The organism is Rhodobacteraceae bacterium M382, assembly GCA_025141015.1.
Taxonomy (GTDB): domain Bacteria; phylum Pseudomonadota; class Alphaproteobacteria; order Rhodobacterales; family Rhodobacteraceae; genus Aliisedimentitalea; species Aliisedimentitalea scapharcae.
Genome location: CP081098.1, coordinates 4,095,987 through 4,122,006 on the forward strand (window position 1 = coordinate 4,095,987; position 26,020 = coordinate 4,122,006).

A 26,020-nucleotide genomic window follows, 5' to 3' on the forward strand; every position below is an offset into this window, starting at 1 on the left:
TGGGGCACACCTTTGCCTGTGGTTTGCCTATTGTTCGCAATGATGCTGCCAACAGCGGTGTCCCTGAACCTGGGCGGGTTGCGATTGTCGGCATATCGGTTGGTTTTGCTGGCCCTGTTTCTGCCAATGCTGTTTCAACTTCTGACCAATCAGCGAGGTCGCCTGCACCTGTTTGACGCATTGGTTCTGGTCCATTGCTTTTGGGCATTGCTGGCCTTGATCAAATGGGGTGGCCTTGTGCAGGGGATCGAGTCCGGCGGGATTTATGTGGTCGAATGCGCGGGGGCCTATTTGGTGGGGCGGCTCTTCATCCGGTCGTACGAAGACTTTGTGGCAATGGCGCGGGTCTATGTCGGGCTTGTTCTGGCAACCCTGGTGTTCACCGTGCCCGAGGCGCTGACGGGTATCCACTTTCTGCACGACAGTCTTGCCAGCGCTTTCGGGGGGCCAAAGGCCGCCTATATCGAGCCGCGCATGGGGATCGAACGCACCTTTGGGCCGTTTGATCATCCGATCCTTTATGGCGTGTTCAGCGCATCCGCCTTTTCGCTGGCCTATTTCGTTCTGGCCGAGCGTCAGCTGGGTAAATTCGGCAACTTTTCCAAGGTTGCAGGTGTCGGGATGGCGACGTTCATGTCAGCGTCCGGCGGCCCTTATGTGGTGCTCATGGTGCAGATGTTTGTCTGCGCATGGGAGCGGATTCTGGGCGCTGTTCAGGGACGGTGGGCCGCGTTGTTTACATTGTTCGCAATCGCCTATCTGGCCATCGATCTATTGTCGAACCGGACACCATTTCACGTGTTCGTCGAATATCTGACCTTCTCCAAACAGTCCGCTTACAACCGGATCTTGGTCTTTGAATACGGGTCCGCCGAAGTCGCACGGCATCCCCTTTTTGGTATCGGGCTGGGTGACTGGGTCCGCCCGGTCTGGATGTCTGACAGCATGGATAACTTTTGGCTGGTGACGGCCGTGCGGTATGGGCTGCCCGCTTTTTTTCTTCAGGTCGGGCTGGTGTTTGGGATCGTTTGGGCTGTGGGTCAAAGGCAGGGTTTCCCGCCCGCGTGGCGGCGGGCGCGGCACGCATGGGCCTTTACGCTGTTTGGCATTAGCGTCGCGGCCGCCACCGTGCATCTTTGGAACGCCCTGTTTGTTTTGTTTTTCTTTCTGATCGGGACAGGCACCTGGATGCTGGACGCATCGCCCACCCGGAGCCGCACCCTGCGGCGAACGCCCGCATTTTTGCACGCCATCCGTCCGGTACGGCTGTTTTGACCACTCACAAGGGGGAAATCCCATGGACCTGTCGATTATCATCGTAAACTGGAACACCAAGGCCCTATTGCGCGACTGCCTATGCACAGTCGAGCGGGGATTGGGACAATTGCACGCCGAGGTTCTCGTGGTCGACAATGCTTCGACAGACGGCTCGCCCCGGATGGTGAGGACCGAATTTCCATGGGTGCAGCTGATCGAAAGCAGCCGGAACATGGGCTTTGCGGGCGGCAACAACGCGGCACTGCGAAGCGCGAGCGGGCGCTATGTAATGCTGTTGAACACCGACACTTTGGTGCGTGGGACTGTCTTGGAAAACGCTGTTGCATGGATGGATGCACATCCCAACGCGGGCATCATGGGGCCGCGGGTTCTGAACGCCGACGGCAGCGTCCAGCCCTCGTGCAGTGCCTTTCCCAGCTTGCGAAACCTCGCAATGCAAACGGCGGGTCTGACGCGGTTTCGCCAATTTGACGGGTATCGGATGACGGGATGGGACCGGTGCCAAGAACGTCAGGTCGACGTGATTTCCGGGGCGGCGATGTTCGTGCGCAGGTCGGCAGTGCAAAACGTTGGCCTGTTGGACGAAGCGTTCTTCTTTTACGGCGAAGAAACCGATTGGTGCCGGCGGTTTCGGCACGAAGGTTGGGACGTGGTGTTTGCGCCCATTCCCGAGGTTACACATTTCGGAAACGGATCTGCCAACAAACTGAACCACCGGCGTGACGTGCTCATGACAGAGGGCACAACCCGGTTGCATCTGAAACATGGCGGCCTGGCGGCAGCCATGATTTGCTTTGTGATGCTGGCGGCACACAATGTCTCGCGCGCCGTCTTCTGGGCAGCGCTGGGGGTATTGGATAGGCCCGGAGCCCGTCAACGTGCCCGACACTTTTTGCGGGTGGTCGGCGATCTGCCGAAGGCGTGGCCAACAGCAAACCGGGAGGTACGTTCGTGAAAATCCTGTTGATCGCGCCCAACATTGACGCAACCGACGTGGGCGAAGCATTCGTGGCTTTTAAATGGGCCAACGCATTGTCCGAACGAGTGGATCTGACGGTTCTGGCGTTCCAGCGTCCCGGACGACCGGATCTGGCCACGCAACTGCCCAAGGCACGGGTCGTGACCTGGGCTGAACCAGCCTGGGTCCGCAAGCACGAGCGGCTGAATGCCATGCTGAAACCGGCCTGGCCGTATTTTGCGCGCTGCGTTGGGCATTGGCTTCGATCAGCGTTGAACAGGGGCGCGCATTTTGATCTGGCACATCAATTGATGCCGCAGGCCGCGCGTTATGCATCACCGCTGCGTCGCTTTGCGATACCATACCTGATAGGTCCTCTCGGGGGGGCTTTGGAAACGCCTGCGGGCTTTCGATCCGAAGCTGCCAGCGCGCCAGTTTTTACCCGTTTACGACAGTTGGATCGACTGCGGTTCAAATATGACCCTTTCTTGCGTGATACCTATCAACGCGCGGCCTGTGTTCTGGGGGTGGCCCCGTATGTACAGGACGTTCTGGGGGATATTCCTTTACAACGATTTGAACCGGTTCTGGAACTGGGCATCGATGATGTTGCACCGGTTCATCATCGCCCTATAAAAACCGGGCATTTGCGCGTATTGCACGTTGGACGGGGGGTGCGGACCAAGGGCCTGCGCGACACGGTGCGGGCACTGGGGCGGCTCAAGGAAATGCCAGGCATCACGTTGACCAGCGCAGGGGATGGCGAAGAAATCAACCTTTGCCGTGCCGAGGCGGCGCGTTTGGGTGTTACAGACCGTGTGCGTTTTCTTGGCAGGATCCCGCGCAGTGAGGTTGAGGCGCTCTATGCCTCTCACGACGTTTTTTGTTTCCCTTCATTCCGCGAACCTGCCGGTGGCGTGCTGTATGAAGCCATGCGGCACGGTTTGCCCACCGTCACCGCAAATCGGGGCGGACCTGGGTGGATCATTGATGATGCGACGGGCATCCGAATTCCGGTGAAAACACCAGATATGTTCGCGCAGGACATCGCAGAATCGCTGCGTACTTTGGCAGAAAACCCCGCGCTTCGAATTCAGCTGGGCGAGGGTGCGCGCCGCAAGGTTCTGCACGACGGGCTGTGGAACAACAAGGCAGACAAGCTGGTCGCGCTCTATGGGTCGGTTGTGCATCGCCCAAGGGTCACAGGTCTACCACTTAAGGATAGCTACGCATTTCCTTTGTGACCTCAATCAACACTTTTACACATTAACATCAAACATTTAAGTGGGGGTATTCTGTTTTCAGAACCAGTCGTCTGAAAGTGGAACATCCAATATGCCCTCCAAAAAAAGAACTGAACCCGTTGTCCTTGCCGTTTCGTCGGGCGGTGGTCACTGGACACAAATGCAACGTTTGGCGCCAGCGTTTTCCGGGGCCGAGATCCATTATGCCACAACTGACGCGTCTGCGTCCGAGCAGGTTGGCGGGCGAAACTTCCATGTTTTTCCGGATGCCAACAAGGACACGCCGGTGCGCCTGCTTCTGTGTGCACTTTCACTGGCATGGATCGTTGTGCGTGTGCGCCCGGACGTGATCGTTTCAACGGGTGCTGCGGGTGGATTTCTCGCGATCAGGATCGGGCGACTTCTCGGTGCACGCACCATGTTTATCGACTCGATCGCGAATGCGCGCAGCCTGTCGGTTTCCGCGCGATTGGCCCTGAACGTTGCCGATCGTGTGCTGTCCCAATGGCCTGGCGTCGCGTCCAAGGCCGGGGCCGAGTATCGCGGCGCGGTCATCTGATTTTCACGCAAACCTGGGGGAATGCCATGATCTTCGCCACTGTCGGAACACAGCTACCTTTTGATCGACTGCTAACTGGTCTGGACCGTTGGGCACAGCAGAACTCTCATGTGCCGGTGTTTGCCCAATGCGGGGAGAGCGCGGCCAAGGTCACGAGCATCGAAACGGCCAGCATGCTGGGCATGTCCGAATTTCACCGACGTTTTCAAGCCGCCTCTCTGATCGTTGCCCACGCCGGGATGGGTACCATCCTGACAGCGGCAGAGCTTGGCAAACCGGTGATCCTTATGCCTCGGCTCGCGCGTTTTGGCGAACATCGCAACAACCATCAGCAAGACACCGCACGCGAGATGTCGCGGTTGTCCAATGTCACGGTTGTTCAGGATCAGGACGGGCTACACAACGCCTTGGATCTCGCCATGTCAGGGCAAACAGGCGGCGCTCACTGCGCCGGGGCACCTCAAGCGGCCGAACTCGCCCCTCTGATCGAGGTCATTCGAGAATTTGTGTGGGCGGACGCCTCGGAGAAGGCGGTGGACACCTCTCAGCGAAGGAGGTCAGCGGCGTGACCGAAGCAACCATCCTTATCCCAGCCCATAACGAGGCGGCGGTCATCTGGCGCACCTTGCAGCACCTGTCGCGTGGTTTGCCGCTGGACAGGTTTCGTATTGTCGTCATTGCAAATGCTTGTACTGACGGCACTGTGGGTCGAGCCTTGTCAGCCCAACCACAAGCGACCGTTCTTGAAACCGATACGCCGGGTAAATGCAACGCACTCAATCTTGGCTATCAAGTTGCCGCCAAGGACATACCGGTTGTCTGCCTGGACGCCGATCTGGACGTGACCTCGGAAAGCCTGACGGCACTGGTCACCGCATTGAACGGTGATGCGATCCAGGCAGCCTGCGGACAAATGGAAGTTCAGGCCACCGAAGCCTCTGCGGTCGTGCGCGCCTATTACAAAGGCTGGCGGAAGAACCCCTATTTTGACAATGGGAAATTCGGTGGTCTGTTTGCTCTTTCATCACAAGCCGCAGCACAGATATTCCCCTTGCCCCACATCACGGCCGATGACGAATACATTCGTCGCAGTATCCCCAAACAAAACATCGCTTTTGTGCCGGAATGCCGGTTTACGGCGCGCGCGCCGAAGACTGTCCGCAGCCTGATCGCCGTTCGGCGGCGCAGCCTGCGCGGTGCCCGTGCGGTGACATCCATGGGCCTGCCAAGCCCCGAGACCGGAAGCCCCGGCACAGTGATCAAGCGGGCAGTCCGGAATCCTGCATTGGCGTTGCCGCTTTCTGTCTATGCCTGCGTCAATGTCTGGTCTCGGGTATCCATGTCATGGAGCAAAACAAGACCCGGTGCAGAACAGTGGGAGCGGGATCTGACAACCCGTTCAGCGGGGTGATGTAATGGTCAGCGTCGCCGCAATAAACTCTGATGAGGTGTTCGAAGCTCAGGCCGCTGTAACCGAAGAGCCGGTGCAGGCAAATCCCTTCGCAGCTGTCGCGCGCGCAATGCGTGGACGGTGGATCAAGACAGTTGCGCTCGGCGCGTTCCTGTCGCCTGCCCTTGCAATTATTGGCTACATTTCCGGTACGCAACTCTTTGAATCTCAAGCGATTTTGCGTGTCTACCCGCAAGAATCAAACATCCTCTATGCGACTGGAGAAGACTCGGTCCTGAAGATTTTTTCCAGCTTCGTAAAGGCCGAAACGACCTATGTGGCCTCGCATCCAGTCATGGAGCGGTCGGTTCAAAAGCTGTCGGTCACCCGCCCCGATTTGGCTGACGGGTTGACGGCAACCGATATGGCACGCTCGGTGAACATCAGACGATCCGACAGCCTGATTGTACTCAAGACGCTCAGCAAGGACCGTGTGTTTGCGGCCCAGAAGCTGGACGCGGTGATTGCCTCGTATCTGGCCCTGAAATCCGAGGCCGAAGAGGCACGCTCGATGGTGCGATTGTCCGAACTGCACGCGCGGGAAATGGATCTAATCGAACGGCTTGCGGCATTGCGCGCGAACCAACTGGAAACCGGCGGAGAGTTTGGGCTGAACGCCTTGGCCAAAGCGCATATTGAAAAGATCGCCCAGGTCGATGCACTGGCCGCCCGCAAGTCGGAAGTGACCGCCACGCTTGCAGCGCTTGAGACCGAAGACATATCTTCATCGGCGGATACGTCGGACCAGGAAATCATGCGCGCGACCCTGTTGGACCGGGCCATGGCCGACCTCAGCTTTGAGCGCGCAAAGCTCAAAAGCCACTTGGCCGGATTTCGCGCGGGCTATGGCGACAAGAGCAACCTGCGGTTCCAGCGCAAGATCGCGTCAAAAATCGACGAGATCGCGGTCATTGAACTGGCGATGTCAAATCGCCGCGACCAGATCCGTGTTCTGGGCCAAACCGGAGCCCTGACCGCAGCCAGCAACACTGGCGAAGACACCACACTTGCCGAAATCAGATCCCTGCTCGTAAAAGTATCCAAACAATTGGACAACGCCCGTCGGGAAGCCAGAGACCTCAATCGACGCCGTATCGACCTGGACGGGATCGAAACAGAGATCACCGCCGCCGAACGGCTTTTGGAAGAAACCCGTCGGGCGCTGGAGGTGATCCGGCTTGAATCCGGCCGTGCCCTACCGGGGTATGCAGTTGTGATGTCTCCGCCATCGCGCACTTTGGAGCCCGCAGAAGACACCCGAAAGATGATGATGGCCACCGGGTTTGCCGGCGGCATTGGGGTGGCGCTGGCTGTTATGCTCGTGCTTGGGTTCAGTGATCGAGGCGTGCGGTTCGCCGAGAGCCTCTTGCCTGTCAAAAAGCAGCTACCGGTTCGTCAAGTGTCGGATGCGGGTGCCGATGACTCCCATGCCGCCGATCTACTGCGCAACGAATTGCAGATGCAATGCCTGAGAAAACCACGGTTGGTGGGGGCGGCACCTGTCATCGCGGTCACCAGTGTTCATTCGGGCCCGTCGACGGACTGTGCACGCGCACTTGCGGAAAGCTTTGCGCGCGCTCGGATGAAGGTTCTGTTCATCGATGCGGATATTGCAAATGCAAGCAGGGGAGATGGAACAACAGGATGGCGTGACCTGTTGCTGGGCTCCAAGATCAAACTGCACAGGACCGACGACAAGCCAGGTCTGGTGTCTATTGGCAAGGGGTTTGCCGATCAGCTGGACGACACAGCCGTGTCGGTCACGATGGTTCGGTCCGCTTTAACCCGGGCAGCAAAACCGTTTGACGTTGTCGTTGTCTCGACCGGCGGAATGCAGGATTGCCTGTCCGCCCGGTTCGTCCTGTCAAATGCCGATGTTGGCGTTCTTTTCGTCACGCCCGACGTCACCCGCGCAACCGTTCTGAACCTGGTCGACCAGCTCGACCATTTACCTGCCAACGGCAGCATTGCGGTGATGCGTCACGCCTTGCCTGGTGATCCCTGGCTGGCGGTGCGCACCTGAGTTTTTCCCGTACGGAGGTTTCCCAATGACCATGATGACCGTGAATTCTGTCTGCTCGAAACCCAAAACACGCGGTTGGCGACACAAGCGACTGTTGGACCTCGTGTTGTGCGCGATTGCCCTACCGGCCTTGGTTCCGGTTCTGTTTTTCATCGGCCTTGCGGTAGTGGTCACATCGCGAGGACCTGCGTTCTTTGTGCAAACGCGGGTGGGGCTGGCGGGCGATACCTTTAAAATGTTGAAATTCAGGTCGATGTACGTGGATGCGGAAAGCCGTCGTAACGAGGTTGGGCACCTCAGCGACCGTCAGGGCATTTGCCTAAAAGTGAAGCACGACCCTCGGATCACGCCCATTGGTCGCTTCCTGCGCCGCTGGTCTTTGGACGAACTACCGCAGGTGATCAACGTCCTCAAGGGAGACATGTCGTTTGTGGGGCCGCGGCCGGGGTTACCCTGCGAGGTGGCGCAATATCCAGAGGCGGCGCATCAGCGTCACGATGTATTGCCGGGAATTACTGGGTTGTGGCAGGTTTCGGGGCGCGCTGAGATTGGATTTGACGAAATGATCGAGCTGGATTTGGAGTATGTTCGGCAGATTTCGCTGTGGATTGACCTGCGCATCCTATTTCGAACAGTGCGTGTGGTGATGGGCGGCCAGGGCGCATACTGAGAGCCATGGCCACTATGGAGCAAAGCAAATTAGGGCACCGATTCTGGCGTGTTGAAGTCAAAGCAGGTTCTGATCCCGCGCAATCATGGCCGCATGAGTACGGTTGCGCGCCTCGAGTTTCCGGCACAACGTCTTCACGTGAAGCTTGATCGTCGCCTCCTGCAAATCCAGATTGCGTGCGATCTCCTTGTTCGACAGCCCATCACATAAACCGCGCAACACTTCGGTTTCGCGTGTGCTTAGGTTGCCAGCTGCGGAATCCGGTTCTTGCATGAAATTGTAGGGCGCAAAAATCTCCCCCGCGATCATGAATTTCACCGCGTTGCTCAGAGACATTGAGGCGATGGTTTTGGGAACAAAACCGGCCGCGCCCTGGTTGATCGCATCCTGAACCGCAGCACGGGACATGTTGCCCGACAAAAGCGCAACAGGTTTGCCGTCGTTGGCAGCCTTCATTCTGGCCAACCCTTCCAGACCATTCATGCCGGGCATTTTGTAATCAAGAAGGACCAGATCGAATGCGCCGCGTTGTTCGACTTGTGCAATCGCTTCACCCAGATCCGAGACTGTTTCGACAGCTTCGAATCCTTCCTGCATCAACAAAGACGCAATCGCTTCTCGAACGAGATCGTGATCATCGGCAATAAGTACCCGCATCGTCAATTTACCTGATTGGCGCGCTTGAGACTGTACGCGTGGAGGGTTTTGAATTTGTAAATTATGCATAACCAGTCCTCTGCCAATTTGCACTCAATTGAGGTTTTTTAGAAATTTTTCTCAACAAAGGTGTAACAGATGTGATTTTCGCATTCTCCCGATCAAAAGGCGGCGATTTCGGCGATTTTGCCCTAGCTCCTATACCAAAGTAGAGTGTGAACCGACCTATGCGCCTGTGACCTGCACAGATGTCCATGGCATTTTCAGGGCCATCAAAAAATGGCCCAAGAGGTGAACAATGGGATATCTAACGCAATTTACAGCAGCCGTCGCGCTCCTGTTCTTTTCCACCATTCCTGCAATGGCAAGCGACACCGTTTTGACAGTGTCCGGGGTTTCAACATCCACTGAGACCACAGCCACGTATGAGTACGCATTTTCGGACCTTCGGGGTGACGGCGAGGTAACTTTTACCACGACGACACCGTGGACCGAAGGGGAACAGACATTCACGGGCGTCCCCTTGTCATCGTTTGTATCCTCGCTCGGCATCAAGACGGGTAAGTTGAGGGCGACGGCCGTCAACGACTACTCGGTCGAGATCCCGATCTCCGATGCTCTATTGGAAGGACCGATTATCGCGTTCCTGAGAAACGACGAACGCATGTCAGTGCGCGAAAAGGGACCTCTATGGATTGTATACCCCTACGATTCCAACGCCAAATTTCGCACCGAGATTGTGTATTCCCGCAGTATTTGGCAGCTTGATCGGATTGTGGTGAGCGAATAGGCACATTTGCCGCCCCCTGGTCAAAGGCGCATTGAAATTTGAAAAATACCCTTTCCACTCTTCCAATTCGCGGCCTCCAAGGCGCAGGTCTGTTTGCGTCGACCGTTGCTATTGCGGTCATTGGGATCATGATATTTGTTGTTGCGGGAAGCCTGAGACAGGAAATCGACGATCAGGCGACCGCCACTGCGGATACGACGCAATGGTCGCTTGCCCAAACCGAAGTTGACCTGCAGCGGCTTCAAAACGCCGTTTTGGTGGCATCGCGTGATGAAAACACCGGGCTACAGAACCTACGCAACCGTTTCGATATCTTTTACAGCCGGGTCCTCACAATCTCTGATGGCCAGCAATTCCAGGACATTCGCAAAAAGTCGGATGCACAGGCCGCGTTGGACGCACTGACCGATTTTTTGGACAGTTTTGCACCCGTATTTGATGGCGACGATGCGCAACTGCGCCAACGATTGCCTGACATCGAAGCGACCTTGATGGATATCGCACCAAAAGCACGGCAGTTTTCCCTGACCGGCATGGGCGAATTCGCAGCCGGTGCCGATGCACACAGAAACTCCGTTGGTTCCCTGCTGGGGCAGATCGCATTTTTGACCTTGGCGCTGGTGACGATCTTTTTTGTGGTGGTCCTTTTCCTACTCAAGCTCGTTCAACGGAGTTCATTGGCTGAGAATTCGGCCGCAGAGTCCCGCAATCTCATTCAGGAAGTCATCTCCACGTCGATCGATGGCATTCTAACCATCGACACGGAGGGGTGCATCATTGACTATAACGGGGCCGCTGAGCGGATCTTTGGCTACACCCGCCAAGAAGCCATTGGTCAGCTGATGAGCAGGCTTGTTGTTCCCGAACATTTGCAGGTTGCCCACGAAGCAGGAATGGCACGCTATCGTGAGACCGGAGAACATCGCGTAGTTGGGCAGGGTCTCTTGCTGCTGGAGGCCAAACGAAAGGACGGCACCGTTTTTCCCGTGGAATTGTCCATTTCATCAGCAACGGTAAATGGAAAAACGATTTTTGTGTCCTACCTGCGCGATATATCCAAGCGTTTTGAGGTCGAACAGGAATTGATTGAGGCACGGGACAAGGCGATAGCCGGAGAGAAAGCCAAGGCCGACCTGATCGCGGTGATGAGCCATGAAATGCGCACGCCGCTGAATGGGCTTGTCGGAACGATGGAGCTGATGGGCGGCACGCGTCTGGATGCCTCTCAAAGCAAATACCTGTCGGGAATGGAGACATCGGCCAACCTGCTATTGCACCACGTCAATGGCGTGCTGAGCATTTCACGTGCTGACTCCGGGCTTATGGAAATCGAAAATACAGAACTTGAACCCAGGGCCTTTTTGGAAGAGCTGGTCGAGAGCCAGCGCCCTGCATTTGAGGCAAATGGCAACACGATCAGATACGACGCCAAACATGCGCCCCTTCGAATTTGGGTCGATCGGGTCAAGCTTTTGCAAATTGTCCTGAACCTTGTTGCCAACGCGAACAAGTTCACAAAAAACGGAGAAATCTCAGTCGATTGTGATCAGATGTCTGACGGTGAAACCATCGAGTTCCGCGTGTCTGACACCGGCATTGGAATCGCGTCAGAGTATCACGACACCATATTCGAAGATTTTCGGACTCTGGATTCCAGCTATGGCCGGATTGCAGAAGGCAGCGGTCTTGGCCTTGGGATCGCACGGCGAATTGTCACCGCGATGGGCGGCACCATTGGGCTGGAAAGTGAAGAAGGGGTCGGCAGCATCTTTTGGATCAGATTGCCGGTTGGACACCCTATGTCCATAGAAGCGGATCAAAGAACCGATCAGGAAGATGTTTCGGAAGCTTCGCAAACAGATACCGACTTTTCTCCGCTGCAAATTCTGGTTGTAGAAGATAACGAGATAAATCGATTGGTCGTTATGGATATGCTTGAGAAAATTGGGCATTTTCCCAAAGTTGCCGTAGACGGGGCCGAGGGCGTGCGCATGGCAAACACACGCGCCTATGACCTTATCTTGATGGACATCAGTATGCCGGAGTTGGATGGATTAGAGGCAACTGGAATAATTCGCAGCGGTTCAGGGCCTAATCGCGGCACCCCCATACTCGCCTTAACGGCCCACGCGCTCCCACAAGATAAAGACCGGTTTAGGAGTGCGGGTATTTCGGAAACCGTTGTCAAACCGCTGACCTCCGACGTGTTAATGCGGGCAATCCAAACACATGCTGGTTCCGCATCCACGTCGAATGCGCGATCTACGCATGAGTTGAAAGCGGTGTTAGACGTCCTTTCGGCGAATAAGGGACCAGAGGCAGCCCGCGCACTTGTCACCGAATTTATCGCCAGTATGGATCTTGTACTTTCGAGGATTTCAAACCCGACGCTGACATCGCCAGAGCACGCTGAACTCGCGTCGCTCATACATAAATGTGCCGGCTCTGCCGCAATTCTTGGATGCGAAACAGTCTCACAAATACTTGGTCAACTGGAGGACGGCGTGCAGTCGGGATCATCTGACCTCAGCCAGCTGGGCCAGGAATTGGATTTCGAATGGGCAAGTGAAAAAATGCGGTTAGATCAACATTTGGCTGCTCCTGGAAAAACGGATTTGACCTAAGGCTTGGAAACCGGCGACTTTGCCACCGGCCCCTGCAACACGAAATAGGTTTTTGCGATCTTGTCCGTTGTCGCGCTATGCGGTGATATCCTGCTGCGACGGGGGTCGGCTCCACCTTCTGATGAAGGGGTAGAGCAGAGTTTCATTGGCGATCGCGGCGACATCCGCCGCGCAAACGTCCCCAAGAAAAACCATGCTGTGTCCTTTCAATTGATCAGACGACAGACTGCAAGGGAACACGCCGCCCCACCGTAAGCCCCTCCACAGCAGTCAGGATGCCCCGCCGATCGATGCCGTAGTGGCGATAGAGATCTTGGATCGACCCCGTCTGGCCGAAGTGTTCTACGCCGAGTGAGATGGCGCGGTGACCTGCAACAGACCCCAGCCAACCGAGCGTGGCAGGGTGACCGTCCATCACTGTGACAATCGAGCAGGAGTTCGGCAAATCCCCCAGCAAGGTTTCGATATGGGATTGCGCAGACGCGTTACCACGCGCCCGGTCTCGCTGCGCCGCCGTCCAACCCGCGTTCAGCCGGTCCGCAGACGTCACGGCCAGGACACCTACATCACGGCGCGCTTCAGACAATTGTCCAGCAGCTGCGATCGCCTCTAGGGCCACAGCCCCTTGATAGGCGATAACAACATCGCAACTCGGCCCCGGCCTGCGAAGCCAATAGGCCCCATCAACTGCCCCCTGCCGAAACGAGTCATCCACGCGTTTTCCAGGTTGTTCAAGCGGTGCGGTCGTCAAACGCAGATAGACAGAGCCGCCCGTTTCATCGCGCAGCCATGTGCGCTCATCGGGATCGCCGTCACCATCCCGCTGCATGTAATCGAATGCCCATTCCATGATGACCGCCAGTTCATCGGCAAACGCAGGCTCGAAACTGGCCAACCCATCTTGGGCCATGCCTGTCAGAGCCGTGCCGATGGATTGGTGCGCGCCACCCTCTGGTGCCAGGGTCACGCCCGATGGCGTACCAACGATCATGAACCGTGCATCCTGATAACAAGCATAGTTTAGCGCATCGAGGCCACGGTGAACAAAGGGGTCATAGACGGTACCAATGGGTATGATCCGCTTGCCAAACAGAGAATGGGACAGGCCCGCAGCCCCCAGCAACAGAAAGAGGTTCATCTCTGCGATGCCCAGTTCCACATGTTGGCCGTCGGGCGCAAAGTTCCATTTCGCGGTCGATGGGATGCGGTGTTCAATGAAGGCGTCTGCCTGTTCCGAACGTGAGAAGAGCTTGCGCCGATTCACCCAAGCCCCCAGACCCGTTGTGCCCGTGACATCCGGCGATGTGGTCATGATGCGGGCGGCCAGCGCACTGTCCACTTTGCCCAAATCATTTAGGATTTTTCCGAACGCGGCTTGGGTCGAAATCTCTCGATCAGCGGCAAAGTCGATCGTTGGAACCGGTAGTTTTGCGTCCGCATATCGCCGCGTTCCTTTGGCAAAGAAGGGGGTCTTGTCCAAAAAGGATTGCAAAGCGGATGTGTCTTTCACCGCCGCAAACGGTTCCCATTCCTGACCTTCGGGCACGCCCATTTGGGCCTGCCATCCCGCCATCTGCGCCTTGGTCATCAGACCACCGTGGTTGTCTTTGTGTCCGGCAATCGGCGTGCCCCAACCCTTGACGGTATAGGCAAGAAAACAAACCGGCTGATCATGGTCGATGCTGGCAAATGTCTCGGCCATCGTCTCAACACAGTTGCCACCGAGGTTTTCCATCAGCGCGGCAAGCTCATCATCGCTGCGTTTGTCCAAAAGCGCAGTCACAGAACCCTGATCGCCCAGATCATCCATCAGCCGTTGCCGCCAAACGGCACCGCCTTGATAGGTCAGCGCAGAATAATCCTGATTGGGGCAATCATCGATCCAACTGCGCAAGGCATCACCGCCAGGCTCATTAAAGGCCGCACGTTGCAAGGTGCCATGTTTGACCCGCACAACTTGCCAGCCGAAGGCGTCAAAGATCTTCTCTACCCGCTCGAACAGGCCGCCGCGCACGATCCCATCAAGGGATTGACGGTTGTAGTCAATGATCCACCAGCAATTGCGCAGATCATTTTTCCACCCTTCCTGCAGGGCCTCGTAGATATTGCCTTCGTCAAGTTCGGCATCCCCAACAAGCGCGACCATGCGGCCTTGGATGATATCCCTGCCCCACGCCTTGGCTGCGATATAGTCCTGCACCAGAGAAGCGAGCGAGGTGATTGCCACGCCCAGCCCGACAGAGCCGGTGGAGAAATCCACATCGTCAACATCCTTGGTGCGGCTTGGATAGCTCTGAACTCCGCCAAACCCACGGAAATTCTCCATTCGCTCGCGATCCATATTGCCCATCAGGTATTGGATCGCATGGAACACCGGGCTTGCATGGGGCTTGACCGCCACACGATCCTGGGGTTTGAGAGCCGAGAAATACAGCGCCGTCATGATCGATACCATCGACGCAGAACTGGCCTGATGTCCCCCCACCTTGATGCCATCTGCCTTGGGGCGGATGTGGTTGGCATTGTGGATCATCCAGTGCGACAGCCAAAGCAGCCGCTGTTCGATCGTTTTAAGGTGTTGTGCCTGAATATGTGCCATGTTGCTGGACCTTTCCGCTCAGACGAAGGGGAGTTCGGAGAGTTTGGCGGAGTATTCCATCGACCCCACGCCAACGCAGAGCGGTTGGTCGGTGCCTACCAGATCCGCGCGCATCAGGCCCACGCCGATAGTCGCGCCAAGCCGCTTGGAAAAGGCAAACTCACTGACGTAACCGACCTCATCCCCGTTCAGCCGGAGGGGCACTTGATGGCCCGGCGGTGTCGGATGGCCGTCGATGACCAGCCCTATTCGGGCGCGGACAACACCTTCTTCTGTAATCCGCGCCAGCGCGGCCTTGCCGACAAAATCGTGACCGCCAGTCAGATCAACCAACGCGCCCATCCCCATCTCGAACGGATTGGCACGATGTGTCTGCAAACGCATATCTGCACCATAGGAAATCAGACCGCTTTCCAGACGCTCGGTGTCATTCGGGGCTCCTGGGCCGATGTCGAATTCCCGACCCGCCTCTTTGACCTTGTCCCAAAGGGCGTTACCGTGCCGGCTGTCTTGCAGATACAGCTCGAACCCGCCCTGTTTCGACCACCCAGAGCGTGCCAGAACCAGCGGGATGCCGTCCAGCACTGTCTGGGCAAAGCCGAAATATTTGAAATCCCGGATGTGTGGGCCAAAAAGCTTGGCGGTCACATCCTCGGCCCGTGGTCCCTGTATCGCGAGCGGTGAAACATCGGGCTCGCTCACGTCGACATCCCATCCGCGCTCCCGCCCGATGGCGGCGGTCCAAAGATGAATGTCGCTGTCTGCCACAGACAACCAATAGAGATCTTCCTTCAGTTTCAGCAGGACCGGGTCGTTGATCAGCCACCCATCATGGTCGCAAAGCGGCACATAGCGACCCTGACCGATCTTTGTCTTGCTCAGTTTGCGTGGCGTCAGATACTGCGCCAGCTTACCCGCATCGGGCCCCTGCAGTTGCACCTGCCGTTGTGCCGCGACATCCCACATGGCGACGCCGTTCAACAGGCGGTCATATTCCGCTTCCGGATCACCAAAGTGACCCGGGATGAGCATGTGGTTGTAGACCGAAAAGCTGCGCACGCCATCGCGCACGGTCGCGTCAAAATACGCTGATTTGCGCAGGTTCGGGCCGATGCCGATGTGATGTGTCATAGGGGTCCTCCCGCAAGGGTGTTTTTCTCGGTAATTATGACGAAGAGCAGTATCAGACTGCCTTGGCCACGCGCCGCAAGGACAAGGCCTGATCCAGATCGTCGAGAATATCCTCGGGGTCTTCCAACCCAATGGACAGACGCACCAATCCGTCACTGATTCCATGAGCGCTGCGTTCTTCTGGTGAGTAGGTCGAGTGTGTCATTGATGCCGGATGCTGGATCAATGTCTCGGCATCCCCCAAAGATACCGCCCTCTGGATCATTGTAAGACCATTCATCAGGGCCCGCCCCGCTTCGATCCCGCCTTTCATCTCAAAAGCGATCATGCCACCGGGCAAGGACATCTGTTTTTGAGCAATGTTATGTTGCCCAAATGACGGCAGGCCCGGGTAGCTGACCACACCCACATCCGGGTGGCTTTCGAGCCAATTGGCAACCTGAATTGCCGTAGCCGAATGCCGTTCCATCCGCAGCGCCAGCGTCTTAAGACCGCGCTGGACCAGCAAGGCATTAAACGGTGCCATGACGGCCCCTGTCATATCCTTCATGCCAACCAAACGGATCTCGGAAATCTGCTCTGCTGTACCCACGACAAGTCCCGCCACCAGATCTCCGTGCCCGCCCAGATATTTGGTTGCCGAATGCAGCACAATATCCGCGCCGTGATCAATCGGGCGCGTGATGTAGGGCGTCGCATAGGTATTGTCGACGATCACGGTGGCGCCGCTGGCATGCGCGACTCTGGCAACAGTTTCAATGTCCACCAGCCGCATGTTGGGGTTGGCCGGCGTCTCGAAATAAACGATCCGGGTTTTGCTGCTGATGGCCTTGGTAAGGTTCTCCGGGTCGCTCAAATCCACATGGGTAACCTTGATCCCGAACTTGGCCAGCCCATGGTTCATGAATGCAAACGTGCAACCGTAAAGCGTCTTGTCGACGATCAATTCGTCACCGGGGCTGAGCAACGTCCAAAGCGTTGCCGTGATCGCACCCATGCCCGAGGCCAAGGCAAGCCCCGCTTCGGCCCCTTCAAGCGACGCGATGCGCTGTTCCAAAAGGTCAAGCGTAGGGTTCGAAATACGGGAGTAGAAATACCCCTCACGCGCTCCGGCGAAAATCTCGCCGCCTGCTTCGGCGGTCTCGAACGCAAAGGTCGAGGCCAGATGCAATGGGGGGGTCAACGCACCTTCGTTATCTTTTGGATCATATCCCAGGTGGATGGCACGGGTTGCAAATCCTTGAGTCATTTTGGCTCTCCTTTGTTCTGGTGACTTTACCAAGACGCAAAGAGCAAAAGTCGCCAAATATGGCTTGTTTTTCTCAATCTTTAGCAGATTATGCCAAGAATGAGCAATTTAGATAACAAAGATCGCCAGATTATCCGCGCCCTTCAAAGGAATGGCCGGATTACGAACCAAGATCTCGCCGAGGCGGTCAACCTCTCCCCATCGCCCTGTCTGCGGCGGGTGAAGAACCTTGAAAAGGCTGGAATTATCCGGGGATACAGTGCCCGGGTGGATGCCAAAGCCTATGGGCTTGCTGTGACGGCCTTTGTGAACGTCCGGCTTGAAAGGCACGACGAGGACACCGTTAATCGCTTTGAAGGCGAAGTCATGCGAATGGATGAAGTGCTCGACTGCCATGTCATGGCTGGCCAAGCGGATTATCAATTGCGCGTCGCCGTGGCCGATCTGGAGCGGTACGAGCACTTCGTCCGCGACAGGTTGCAGCGCATTGGCGGTCTGGCCTCTATCGATACGCGATTTGCCTATGGCGTTGTAAAAGAAGCAGCCGCATTTCCGATTTAGATGAAGCTCCCGAATAAGGTAGCTGTTGATCTACCATGCCACTGCAGCAAGGCTCGGCATTTGTCGAAGTGACACGAGCAACGCAATGGTCTTGCAGGATAGGTCGGCCCGCAAAAAAGAACGACCTCTTTAGTGTTATAATCTCTGGCTTAGCATCAGTGACTCTGCACCTACGACCATATGCTGCGTTAGCGATCGCGGCAGATGCACAAGTCCGCTTTGTCCGCATAGCAGGCTGTGGTTCAAATCACGGCGAACGGCCGGAGTCCGCCTTTTCTCAAAATCGTGCAGGCAATTCAGCGCTCTGGTCGTGTCTACTTGGGTTTGGGGGAGCGCCCCCTCCCAGTCGAAATGGCAGCAAGCGATCTCAAGACATGGCTCTCATCTCCAAATTGCAGCAAGGCTCTCAAAACCTGGGTCAGTTGAACAGCTTCTTGGAGACTTGTCGAAACGCAACCTCAGAAGGTCCATTCTTTGGCCGATAACACGGCGACAAATGTCCGCCCAATCTATTGTTTTAAAATATTTTACCGTTGTGCACGATCTGACATTGCGAACTGGTGATCCATCACGCCTGCGGAATCAACGTGGGCCACAGAGAAGCGGAAGCACGGGCAAAAGCCCCCATATGGCCGATTTTGGACAGACCAAAATCCGACGGCACAACGGTCGTACACTTGGTTTTTTCGGGGCCATATACATCCTGCAGGCGGGCAACACATTTCGGCGGAATCGTTTCGTCATCGTCAAAGGCAAATAGCGAGACCGGCGCACCTGACCGGGACCAATCAGCGACCGGCAACCCTTGCCCCATTTCTGGCAAGTAACTCTTGGGTTTCGTGCACCACCTGCGCCACTGCCAATAGACACCCGATGGAAGGTCCACGTTGAAACCGACCACCCGCCCCGGCAGGTACCCCAGCATCTTCACCAGCATTGGCGCATGTCCAAACCAGAACAACCGGGCAAACAGCTGATACGGCCAGGGGTGGTCCGTGTGGCGCACCAGGCCGCTGGCGACACCGATCATGCGCTGCACATCCTCAAGCCCGTCTTGCAAAGGCATCAGCATCGCCCCCAGTGAATGTCCCACCACCCAAATTGGCACGCCAGGCAGCAGATCGCGCATGGCATTCCGCGCCGCGGGTTGATCAACCAACGCCCAATCGGACATCGTCGCATCCGAATCTCGCGGATGCCGCGTGGCCGAAGCCCCAAAATCCGAGTAATCATATGTCAGACAGGCCATATTGCGGTCCGTAACCAACCAACGGGCAAAATGTCGATAAAAGCCATGCGGTGCGCCGGTCGCCGGGTTCAGGACAACGGCGGCAACAGGATCGCCCTTGGGGCGGAACAAGGTGCCGTGCAGGCGTTTTGAACCGGCATCAAAACTGACATCTTGTTCCATGACATCAGGTTGCAAATCTCGCATCTTCCACCCCGCTTTCGAACTAGACCGTTTGGTCTACTCACTCTCTGGACCAATCGGTCCAGTTCTGTCAAGCTGGCACCATGACTGACGTTACGCCGCCAAAACCGCTATCGACCAAAGATCGCCTGATCCGAGCTGCGGCCAATCTGTTCCGCAACAGGGGCTATCATGGCGTTGGATTGAATGAATTGCTGGTCGAAGCAAAGGCACCCAAGGGATCGCTGTATCACCACTTTCCCAACGGCAAGGCCGACTTGGCGTTGGCGTCGGCCACCTGGGCATCCGACCAGATGTTGCGGTTGATCGCCAGCAGTTTTGACCCTGCGGATACATTTGCAGCGGGGGCCACGACTCTGTGTCACAAGCTCGCCAAATTGTTTGATAGCGCCGGAAAGTGGAGCGGTTGCCCGGTCTCTGCAACCCTGTTCGAAGGGCCGGAAAACGAAGATTTTCACACCCACGCAGCACATCTGTTTCAGGGCTGGATTACCGAGGTCGAACAACACGCCCTGCGTCTGGGACAATCCCCCGAACAGGCGCACCGATCAGCTGAGAACCTGTATTTGCTGATGCAGGGTGGCTGGCAATTGGCTCGGGTCCAACGCGATTCGGATATCCTGCGCCGCCTCCCAGACCAGATGTGCCACTTCGAATCCGCTTGACGCTGCGGGGTCGCAGGCATTAGCGATGAACCCGATGGTTCCCGCGTTGCTCACGTGGCCGGGATGAAAAGGGAATGTGGTGCGGCCCCGAAAAGGGCCCAGTCCACGACTGCCCCCGCAACTGTAGGCGGCGAGCGACCCCGAATGATCACCACTGCGCCAGATCCGGCGTGGGAAGGATCGGGGAAGTTTTGACCCGCAAGTCAGGAGACCTGCCATCGGAACTGAAACTTGTACCTGGACGGGGTGTCTGGGCAGGGTTCGATGATGGCACAACGCGCCAATACCACATCGCAACACCTGTCAGGTCCACCCGTTCAACTGCGCGGAGGGCGCTATGATCTGGACTGACAAAACGTATTCTTATGCTGCAACCTTGTGCCAGCACACCGGACGCCCTTGTCCGGCAGCTGCGCGGATCGTCAAACGACTGACCCAGGCGGTACATCGCGCCGGAGCAGCCACATCGCCTGATTTTGAAATCGACGGTTCTGCGGATGTCCAAGGCTGCGATCGTGTCTGTACGGCACGTTTTGTGGCGACACAGGGCCAGATCCGGTTGTTTTGCGGGGTCTCGGGCGATACCGCGAACGCCACGCTTGATCGCTTTGCCGATGCATTGTTTGACATGACCGGTGCGATGGCCTCCCCCGGTGCGGCGCATACACCCTGCGCCATGCTTCAGGCGCGAACCCGACCGGCTCAACCCGCAACGCCCGCTCTCTCGGTGGCGGTTCCCTGACGCCTGTCAGGTCGGAGCGTGGGGCAACCTGCGCTCCCCATACGCCCAATTCATTTGCTCGGTGGTTTCCACCGCACACGGGCGCACTGCGCGCAGCCGGGCCAGTGCATGGGCCGGGACCTCTCCCGATTCAATCATCAACCGCAGTGCAACCATGCCGGACCGGCCGCACCCACCCTTGCAATGCACCAGCACGCGCCCCCCACCGACCAGCGCCTTGCGGGCCATATGGCTGATCTCGGGCCAGCGGGCCAGAAAACCGGGGCCCGGCGCACCGAAATCTTCGACCGGAAGATGCGCCCAGCGACTGGCTGCACGCTGCACGTCCTGCCCCAGGGCCGACGCCCCGACCGCCTCCATTTCCGTATAAGTGGTCATTGAAATCACCAGGCCCGGTCTCCATTCACGAATATGGTTCATATCGGTCTGGTAACACCCCGAAGCCCCTGGCAGCTGGGTGATCGCAAGAATCCCATCTGCGACCGAAATCGCATGGATGACCAGCCCTGTGTGGCCAGCATCCGGGGAACCGTCTTGACTGTCCTGTGCCTGCATGTGTCGCCTCAAGCCTGCTATCGCCTCCTTGGGAGCCAATAGTGCAGCAGCTTTGCGAGATCCCAAAGAGAAATCGGCGGACCGGGCATTTGGCCCCTATGACCGGTGGACGTCACGGGCCTACCGCCGTACCCTGAGCGGCGACCCTGACCTCACGAATCCCGGCGCGAGCATTGCATGACTGATCACACCGCCAGCCAGTACCAAGTGCTGGCCCGCAAATACCGCCCTGAAACCTTTGCCGACCTGGTCGGACAAAGCGCGATGGTGCGCACACTCAAGAATGCCTTTGCTGCGGACCGGATTGCCCAGGCATTCATCATGACCGGGATCCGGGGCACCGGCAAAACCACGACAGCACGGATCATCGCCAAGGGAATGAACTGTATCGGTCCCGATGGGACCGGCGGCCCGACAACCGAACCCTGCGGACAATGCGAACATTGCACGGCGATCATGGAAGGACGCCATGTCGACGTCATGGAAATGGACGCTGCCAGCCGCACCGGTGTGGGCGACATCCGTGAGATCATTGACTCGGTGCGGTATCGCGCGGCCTCGGCTCGCTACAAAATCTATATTATCGACGAAGTTCACATGCTGTCGACCAGCGCGTTCAACGCGCTGCTCAAGACGCTGGAAGAGCCCCCTGCGCATGTAAAGTTCATCTTTGCCACCACCGAAATCCGCAAAGTCCCCGTCACGGTGCTCTCGCGGTGTCAGCGGTTCGACCTGCGTCGCATCGAACCCGAAGACATGATCGCCCTGATGCGCAAGATCGCCGCCGCAGAAAAAGCCGAGATCGCAGAAGATGCGTTGGCGTTGATCACGCGGGCCGCCGAAGGTTCGGCCCGAGACGCGACATCGCTTCTGGATCAGGCCATTTCACATGGAGCTGGCGAAACCTCTGCCGATCAGGTCCGGGCCATGCTGGGGCTGGCCGACCGGGGCCGGGTGTTGGACCTGATGGATATGATCCTACGCGGCGATGCTGCCGGGGCGCTTACTGAACTGGGGTCGCAATACGCCGAAGGGGCCGACCCGTTGGCAGTGCTGCGGGATCTGGCCGAAATCACCCATTGGGTGTCTGTGGTCAAAATCACCCCAGATGCCGCCGAAGATCCCACGATCTCTCCCGACGAACGCGCCCGGGGCGGCCAGATGGCCGAAGCCCTGCCCATGCGGGTTCTTACACGGATGTGGCAGATGCTGCTCAAGGCCCTGGAGGAAGTCGCCGCTGCGCCGAACGCCATGATGGCAGCTGAAATGGCGGTGATCCGGCTGACCCATGTGGCCGACCTGCCCAGCCCCGAAGAGCTGATCCGCCGACTGCAGGACACGCCTCCGCCCCCGCCGAATCCAGGTGGCGGCATGGCTGCACCTGGGGGCAATGGCGGATATTCCTCCCCGTCTGCGATGGGCAACCTGCAGGCCGGCGGACCCGCAGCAACCGGTGGCACACCTGTCGCCTCTGGATTGGGCGCACCTACGGCGGAATTGGCGGGCGATCCGGCCTTGGCTCTGGCCCGCTATCCCACCTTCGAACATGTCATCGAATTGATCCGCAAACATCGAGATGGCGTATTGCTGGCCCAAGTCGAAAGCTATGTGCGTTTGGCCTCGTACCAGCCCGGCCGCGTAGAATTTCAACCTACCGAAGATGCCCCTGCTGATCTGTCACAAAGGCTCGGGGCACAGTTGCAACGATGGACTGGAAACCGCTGGGCTGTCATCGTGGTCAATCAGGGCGGTGGTGACACCATTCGCGAACGCGAAGACGCCGCTGAAAACGCGTTGCGCGCAGAAGCTGAAGAACACCCGCTAGTGCAGGCCGTTCTGGTCAACTTCCCCAAGGCCCGGATCAAGGAAATTCGATCCGCACAGGACATTCTGGCCGAAGTCGAAGCCGAAGCCCTGCCCGAAGTCGAAGACGAATGGGACCCCTTCGAGGACGGGTAATCACCCCCGCGCGCCTCTGGATCAGCCCATTCTGGCCTTGCCTCGAATTTGGGCTTGGTCGAATCGACGTCCTGGCGAATAGTTCTCGAAAAGACAGGGTTCAGAATCATGCATACCACGCCGCTTCATCCCCGTTTCGGGTTGGTTTTTCATGACGTCAATCTATCAGACGTTACCGCCGACCACCTGTTTCCAGAAATTCGCCAGGCCTTCGAAACCCATTCGGCCCTGCTGTTTCGTGGGCAGGATCTGTCAGACGCGGAACACACGCGGTTGGGGCACCTGTTTGGCCCGCTGGAAAACCGCGAGTCGATGGCCTTGGGTACAGATGTGGCTTTTGAGGTCTCGGCGCTATCAAACCGCACGGCCAAAGGCTTGCGCGAAGCTCACGACCTACGATTGCTGGATTTGCAGGCCAACATGTTGTGGCACACCGACAGCACTTTTTTGCCGATCCCATCGCTGGTCAATATCATCACCGCCAAAGTCGTCCCGGACACCGGTGGAGAGACCGAAATCGCTTCGACACGGGTTGCTTGGGCCGAGATGCCCGAAGAATTGAAAGCGCAATTGCGGGACGCCGTGATCTGGCACCGCCTATCGCATTCCCGATCGCGCATCTCTGAAAAGCTGGCAACCCTGCCCCGCATGACACGTTGGCCTGACCGCCCTTGGCGTGCCGTATGGCCAAACCCGGTGACCGGCGAAGAAGCCCTGCTCATCGCGAGCCACGCCTTTGCCATCGAAGGCTGTGGACTGGCACAAGGACAGGCGCTGATCGACAGGGCCATCGCCCATTGTACTCAGGCCGACTATGTTTACAGCCACAAATGGCAGGTCGGCGATGTCCTGATCTGGGACGAACGCGCGACGATGCATCGGGGCAGGCCCTGGGATTACGCGCAGGAACGCAGCCTCAAAAGCCTGTGTTGCTCTGCCACGGACGCCGACGGAGTCCCATCTGTGCGAGTAGTCTAGCTGCGCTTGTATGCGGCCAAGTTGAGCGGCTCGAACCACTTTCACCCCTGCACAAAATCGGCTTTGTCTTCCTCGGATATCGAACGATCGACGGGAGCCCAGCGCCGCCCAGCTTTGCCGACGTTCTGCCTGAGGACGCGCAGAACACTTGTACATCAGGCCGCCTGCCCGTATCTAATCGGCAACCTAATTTTGACGGAGTGACCCAATGCTAAAAGGTCTCGGTGGACTTGGCGACATGGCCAAGATGATGAAATCGGCCCAGGAGCTGCAAACCAAAATGGCCCAGATGCAGGATGAACTGCATAATGTCATGGTTGTCGGCGAAAGCGGCGCGGGGTTGGTCAAAGCGACAGCCAGCGCCAAAGGCGAGCTCAAAGGTCTGGACATTGATCCTTCGATCTTCAACGGCGACGACAAGGAGGTTGTCGAAGACCTGATCCTGGCCGCAATCAAAGACGCACAGTCAAAAGCGGCAGACAAAGCACAGGAAGAAATGACACGCCTGACCGAAAGCATGGGGCTGCCGAAGGACATCAAGCTTCCCTTCTGATCAAGGCTGACTTGTGCATTTGCAGGATTGAACGGCCCTGGCCCTGATGGGCCAGGCTGAAACCTGGAAGGCCAACCGCCCGTGTCTTCATGATTAGCGTTTTGGCCAATGTCGATGTCCGTGTCGACCAATTGCGCGGGATTGCGGTTGGATGACTTAGGGAGGGCCAAGCCTGCTACGCATGTTTCCCATTCAGAGACAGGCGCAGATCGGCTTTTGGCGGTTCTTCTGGACCCAGGCCGGGCCCAGGAAATCCCGGGAAATATTTGGACGGAAGCGCATCGCTCATCTGATCCGTCAGACGCTTCCCCAGGTGCGCGGCAATATCCGCCAGCGATACAAGCGTGGTATCATATCACCCAAGCCCCGATGATCCAGCGCAACCCATTTCCTTTGTCACGCAATCAAGCCATGATCAAAAAAGCCCAACCCGATCACGACGTGCGGTGATCGTCATGCCTCAGGAGACTTTTGGATGAGCGGTTCGACCGACGAGATCGAAAACCTGATTGCCCTGATGGCCAAGCTTCCCGGATTAGGCCCCCGATCAGCCCGGCGTGCGGTGCTTCATCTCATTCGAAAGCGCGCTTTGCTGCTAACACCGCTCGCAGACACCATGAGCCAAGTCGCAATCAGCGCGCGCGAGTGCCTGAATTGTGGAAACGTCGGGACTTCGGAAATTTGCGATATCTGCGAAGACCCCAAACGCGCAACGGGCGAACTCTGCGTCGTCGAAGATGTGGCCGACCTATGGGCCATGGAACGGTCCGGGGTATTCAAAGGTCGGTACCACGTGCTTGGTGGGACCCTGTCGGCACTGGATTCAGTCGGACCAAACGAACTGCGGATCCCCCGATTACTCGACCGGGTCATCTCCGAAGATATCTCCGAAGTGATCATGGCACTGAATGCAACCGTCGACGGACAGACCACGGCACACTACATCGCGGATCAACTGCAATCCCAGGTTCGCCTGACATCTCTGGCTCAGGGCGTGCCCATCGGCGGCGAGCTCGACTATCTGGACGATGGCACAATCACCGCAGCTCTCAGAGCCCGAAAAGAGATTTGACCTCAGCTGGGTTTGGTGCGCACCCATTGCCGGAAAACCTGTAACCTGCCCCCCGCCAACGCGCTCCCGCGCCCTGACGCAGCATCAAAGATGCGTCGTCGCTGGTCTTGGGCCACGCCGGGCGCTTTGCGGGGCTTGCCCCGCAAAGCGCCCGGCCCAACGGGAGGAGAGGTTCCGACAGGAACCCGACGACGGGCGGGAGCCCCAGTTTGCCAAATTTCCCGTCCAAATGATGCCTGGCACCACTTATACGTACCTTTCACACTGGCCA

At 57.5% G+C, this 26,020-nt stretch carries 23 protein-coding genes and 1 riboswitch; of the genes, 17 read left to right on the forward strand and 6 right to left on the reverse strand.

Annotated features, from left to right (window positions below; translation table 11 throughout):
• Nucleotides 1-39: 39 nt before the first annotated feature.
• The 8 genes from K3727_18950 to K3727_18985 all read left to right on the forward strand — a co-directional run bounded on the left by K3727_18950 (nt 40) and on the right by K3727_18985 (nt 8,182).
• Nucleotides 40-1,275 carry a hypothetical protein gene (locus K3727_18950; GenBank protein ID UWQ90805.1) on the forward strand — a complete coding sequence of 412 codons (1,236 nt, stop codon included), beginning with the start codon at nt 40-42 and terminating at the stop codon, nt 1,273-1,275.
• A 22-nt stretch (nt 1,276-1,297) separates the two neighbouring features.
• Nucleotides 1,298-2,233 carry a glycosyltransferase family 2 protein gene (locus K3727_18955; GenBank protein UWQ90806.1) on the forward strand — a complete coding sequence of 312 codons (936 nt, stop codon included), beginning with the start codon at nt 1,298-1,300 and terminating at the stop codon, nt 2,231-2,233.
• Nucleotides 2,230-3,480 (forward strand): glycosyltransferase family 4 protein, encoded by a 1,251-nt coding sequence (locus K3727_18960; protein ID UWQ90807.1) that lies wholly within the window; start codon nt 2,230-2,232, stop codon nt 3,478-3,480. The genes K3727_18955 and K3727_18960 overlap by 4 nt, the downstream gene beginning before the upstream one ends.
• Nucleotides 3,481-3,640: 160 nt before the next feature.
• On the forward strand, nt 3,641-4,039 hold the full coding sequence (locus K3727_18965; protein UWQ90808.1) for a UDP-N-acetylglucosamine--LPS N-acetylglucosamine transferase: 399 nt from the start codon (nt 3,641-3,643) through the stop codon (nt 4,037-4,039).
• A gap of 26 nt (nt 4,040-4,065) precedes the next feature.
• Nucleotides 4,066-4,608 carry a glycosyltransferase family 28 protein gene (locus K3727_18970; GenBank protein UWQ90809.1) on the forward strand — a complete coding sequence of 181 codons (543 nt, stop codon included), beginning with the start codon at nt 4,066-4,068 and terminating at the stop codon, nt 4,606-4,608.
• Nucleotides 4,605-5,450: a glycosyltransferase gene (locus K3727_18975; protein UWQ90810.1), complete on the forward strand. Its 846-nt coding sequence runs from the start codon at nt 4,605-4,607 to the stop codon at nt 5,448-5,450. Before K3727_18970 ends, K3727_18975 begins: the two co-directional genes overlap by 4 nt.
• 4 nt (nt 5,451-5,454) lie before the next feature.
• A complete protein-coding gene (locus tag K3727_18980) occupies nt 5,455-7,512 on the forward strand; it encodes a hypothetical protein (protein ID UWQ90811.1) in 2,058 nt (685 codons plus the stop codon).
• A gap of 25 nt (nt 7,513-7,537) precedes the next feature.
• Nucleotides 7,538-8,182, forward strand: coding sequence for a sugar transferase (locus K3727_18985; protein UWQ90812.1), 645 nt, complete (start codon nt 7,538-7,540; stop codon nt 8,180-8,182).
• 57 nt (nt 8,183-8,239) lie between these two features.
• Here the strand turns inward: K3727_18985 and K3727_18990 are convergent, their stop codons facing one another.
• Nucleotides 8,240-8,839 carry a response regulator transcription factor gene (locus tag K3727_18990; GenBank protein UWQ90813.1) on the reverse strand — a complete coding sequence of 200 codons (600 nt, stop codon included), beginning with the start codon at nt 8,837-8,839 and terminating at the stop codon, nt 8,240-8,242.
• Between the two features lie 298 nt (nt 8,840-9,137).
• On the opposite strand from K3727_18990, the gene K3727_18995 reads away from it, so the two are divergent.
• The gene (locus tag K3727_18995) at nt 9,138-9,629 is read left to right on the forward strand and encodes an oxidoreductase (protein ID UWQ90814.1); all 492 of its coding nucleotides are present in this window, start codon (nt 9,138-9,140) and stop codon (nt 9,627-9,629) included.
• A 38-nt stretch (nt 9,630-9,667) separates the two neighbouring features.
• Nucleotides 9,668-12,253, forward strand: a complete 2,586-nt coding sequence (locus K3727_19000) for a PAS domain S-box protein (protein UWQ90815.1) — start codon at nt 9,668-9,670, stop codon at nt 12,251-12,253.
• 214 nt (nt 12,254-12,467) lie between these two features.
• On the opposite strand, the gene K3727_19005 is transcribed toward K3727_19000, so the two are convergent.
• The 3 genes from K3727_19005 to K3727_19015 are packed head-to-tail and all read right to left on the reverse strand — an operon-like array spanning nt 12,468 to nt 17,232.
• Nucleotides 12,468-14,852 carry a transketolase gene (locus tag K3727_19005; protein ID UWQ90816.1) on the reverse strand — a complete coding sequence of 795 codons (2,385 nt, stop codon included), beginning with the start codon at nt 14,850-14,852 and terminating at the stop codon, nt 12,468-12,470.
• Nucleotides 14,853-14,870: 18 nt separating this feature from the next.
• The gene (locus tag K3727_19010) at nt 14,871-15,983 is read right to left on the reverse strand and encodes a glycine cleavage system protein T (protein UWQ90817.1); all 1,113 of its coding nucleotides are present in this window, start codon (nt 15,981-15,983) and stop codon (nt 14,871-14,873) included.
• A gap of 52 nt (nt 15,984-16,035) precedes the next feature.
• Nucleotides 16,036-17,232 carry a methionine gamma-lyase gene (locus K3727_19015; protein UWQ90818.1) on the reverse strand — a complete coding sequence of 399 codons (1,197 nt, stop codon included), beginning with the start codon at nt 17,230-17,232 and terminating at the stop codon, nt 16,036-16,038.
• Nucleotides 17,233-17,322: 90 nt separating this feature from the next.
• Here K3727_19015 and K3727_19020 point away from each other — a divergent pair, with 90 nt between their 5' ends.
• Nucleotides 17,323-17,793: an Lrp/AsnC family transcriptional regulator gene (locus K3727_19020; GenBank protein UWQ90819.1), complete on the forward strand. Its 471-nt coding sequence runs from the start codon at nt 17,323-17,325 to the stop codon at nt 17,791-17,793.
• 568 nt (nt 17,794-18,361) lie between these two features.
• On the opposite strand, the gene K3727_19025 is transcribed toward K3727_19020, so the two are convergent.
• The gene (locus tag K3727_19025) at nt 18,362-19,228 is read right to left on the reverse strand and encodes an alpha/beta fold hydrolase (protein ID UWQ90820.1); all 867 of its coding nucleotides are present in this window, start codon (nt 19,226-19,228) and stop codon (nt 18,362-18,364) included.
• An 80-nt stretch (nt 19,229-19,308) separates the two neighbouring features.
• Between K3727_19025 and K3727_19030 the strand changes: the two genes are divergently transcribed.
• Together K3727_19030 and K3727_19035 are read left to right on the forward strand one after the other, a co-directional pair.
• Nucleotides 19,309-19,890, forward strand: a complete 582-nt coding sequence (locus K3727_19030) for a TetR/AcrR family transcriptional regulator (protein ID UWQ90821.1) — start codon at nt 19,309-19,311, stop codon at nt 19,888-19,890.
• An 18-nt stretch (nt 19,891-19,908) separates the two neighbouring features.
• Nucleotides 19,909-20,125, forward strand: a riboswitch (cobalamin riboswitch).
• 102 nt (nt 20,126-20,227) lie between these two features.
• Nucleotides 20,228-20,632 (forward strand): hypothetical protein, encoded by a 405-nt coding sequence (locus K3727_19035; GenBank protein UWQ90822.1) that lies wholly within the window; start codon nt 20,228-20,230, stop codon nt 20,630-20,632.
• Between the two features lie 6 nt (nt 20,633-20,638).
• Here K3727_19035 and K3727_19040 read toward each other — a convergent pair whose 3' ends face one another.
• Nucleotides 20,639-21,187, reverse strand: a complete 549-nt coding sequence (locus K3727_19040) for a protein phosphatase (GenBank protein ID UWQ90823.1) — start codon at nt 21,185-21,187, stop codon at nt 20,639-20,641.
• 177 nt (nt 21,188-21,364) lie between these two features.
• Here K3727_19040 and K3727_19045 point away from each other — a divergent pair, with 177 nt between their 5' ends.
• The 4 genes from K3727_19045 to recR all read left to right on the forward strand — a co-directional run bounded on the left by K3727_19045 (nt 21,365) and on the right by recR (nt 25,749).
• A complete protein-coding gene (locus K3727_19045; GenBank protein ID UWQ90824.1) occupies nt 21,365-23,146 on the forward strand; it encodes a DNA polymerase III subunit gamma/tau in 1,782 nt (593 codons plus the stop codon).
• A 108-nt stretch (nt 23,147-23,254) separates the two neighbouring features.
• A complete protein-coding gene (locus K3727_19050; protein UWQ90825.1) occupies nt 23,255-24,124 on the forward strand; it encodes a TauD/TfdA family dioxygenase in 870 nt (289 codons plus the stop codon).
• A 208-nt stretch (nt 24,125-24,332) separates the two neighbouring features.
• Nucleotides 24,333-24,677 carry a YbaB/EbfC family nucleoid-associated protein gene (locus K3727_19055; GenBank protein UWQ90826.1) on the forward strand — a complete coding sequence of 115 codons (345 nt, stop codon included), beginning with the start codon at nt 24,333-24,335 and terminating at the stop codon, nt 24,675-24,677.
• 475 nt (nt 24,678-25,152) lie between these two features.
• The gene (gene recR / locus K3727_19060; protein UWQ90827.1) at nt 25,153-25,749 is read left to right on the forward strand and encodes a recombination mediator RecR; all 597 of its coding nucleotides are present in this window, start codon (nt 25,153-25,155) and stop codon (nt 25,747-25,749) included.
• Nucleotides 25,750-26,020: the final 271 nt, after the last annotated feature.

What these genes read in the sequence shown, in the direction of transcription:
- K3727_18950 (UWQ90805.1), top strand. Translation starts at nt 40, where the DNA reads ATGATGCTGCCAACAGCGGTGTCCCTGAACCTGGGCGGGTTGCGATTG.
- K3727_18955 (UWQ90806.1), top strand. Translation starts at nt 1,298, where the DNA reads ATGGACCTGTCGATTATCATCGTAAACTGGAACACCAAGGCCCTATTG.
- K3727_18965 (UWQ90808.1), top strand. Translation starts at nt 3,641, where the DNA reads ATGCAACGTTTGGCGCCAGCGTTTTCCGGGGCCGAGATCCATTATGCC.
- K3727_18970 (UWQ90809.1), top strand. Translation starts at nt 4,066, where the DNA reads ATGATCTTCGCCACTGTCGGAACACAGCTACCTTTTGATCGACTGCTA.
- K3727_18980 (UWQ90811.1), top strand. Translation starts at nt 5,455, where the DNA reads ATGGTCAGCGTCGCCGCAATAAACTCTGATGAGGTGTTCGAAGCTCAG.
- K3727_18985 (UWQ90812.1), top strand. Translation starts at nt 7,538, where the DNA reads ATGACCATGATGACCGTGAATTCTGTCTGCTCGAAACCCAAAACACGC.
- K3727_18990 (UWQ90813.1), bottom strand. Translation starts at nt 8,839, where the DNA reads ATGCGGGTACTTATTGCCGATGATCACGATCTCGTTCGAGAAGCGATT.
- K3727_18995 (UWQ90814.1), top strand. Translation starts at nt 9,138, where the DNA reads ATGGGATATCTAACGCAATTTACAGCAGCCGTCGCGCTCCTGTTCTTT.
- K3727_19005 (UWQ90816.1), bottom strand. Translation starts at nt 14,852, where the DNA reads ATGGCACATATTCAGGCACAACACCTTAAAACGATCGAACAGCGGCTG.
- K3727_19010 (UWQ90817.1), bottom strand. Translation starts at nt 15,983, where the DNA reads ATGACACATCACATCGGCATCGGCCCGAACCTGCGCAAATCAGCGTAT.
- K3727_19015 (UWQ90818.1), bottom strand. Translation starts at nt 17,232, where the DNA reads ATGACTCAAGGATTTGCAACCCGTGCCATCCACCTGGGATATGATCCA.
- K3727_19020 (UWQ90819.1), top strand. Translation starts at nt 17,323, where the DNA reads ATGCCAAGAATGAGCAATTTAGATAACAAAGATCGCCAGATTATCCGC.
- K3727_19025 (UWQ90820.1), bottom strand. Translation starts at nt 19,228, where the DNA reads ATGCGAGATTTGCAACCTGATGTCATGGAACAAGATGTCAGTTTTGAT.
- K3727_19030 (UWQ90821.1), top strand. Translation starts at nt 19,309, where the DNA reads ATGACTGACGTTACGCCGCCAAAACCGCTATCGACCAAAGATCGCCTG.
- K3727_19035 (UWQ90822.1), top strand. Translation starts at nt 20,228, where the DNA reads ATGATCTGGACTGACAAAACGTATTCTTATGCTGCAACCTTGTGCCAG.
- K3727_19040 (UWQ90823.1), bottom strand. Translation starts at nt 21,187, where the DNA reads ATGCAGGCACAGGACAGTCAAGACGGTTCCCCGGATGCTGGCCACACA.
- K3727_19045 (UWQ90824.1), top strand. Translation starts at nt 21,365, where the DNA reads ATGACTGATCACACCGCCAGCCAGTACCAAGTGCTGGCCCGCAAATAC.
- K3727_19050 (UWQ90825.1), top strand. Translation starts at nt 23,255, where the DNA reads ATGCATACCACGCCGCTTCATCCCCGTTTCGGGTTGGTTTTTCATGAC.
- K3727_19055 (UWQ90826.1), top strand. Translation starts at nt 24,333, where the DNA reads ATGCTAAAAGGTCTCGGTGGACTTGGCGACATGGCCAAGATGATGAAA.
- recR (UWQ90827.1), top strand. Translation starts at nt 25,153, where the DNA reads ATGAGCGGTTCGACCGACGAGATCGAAAACCTGATTGCCCTGATGGCC.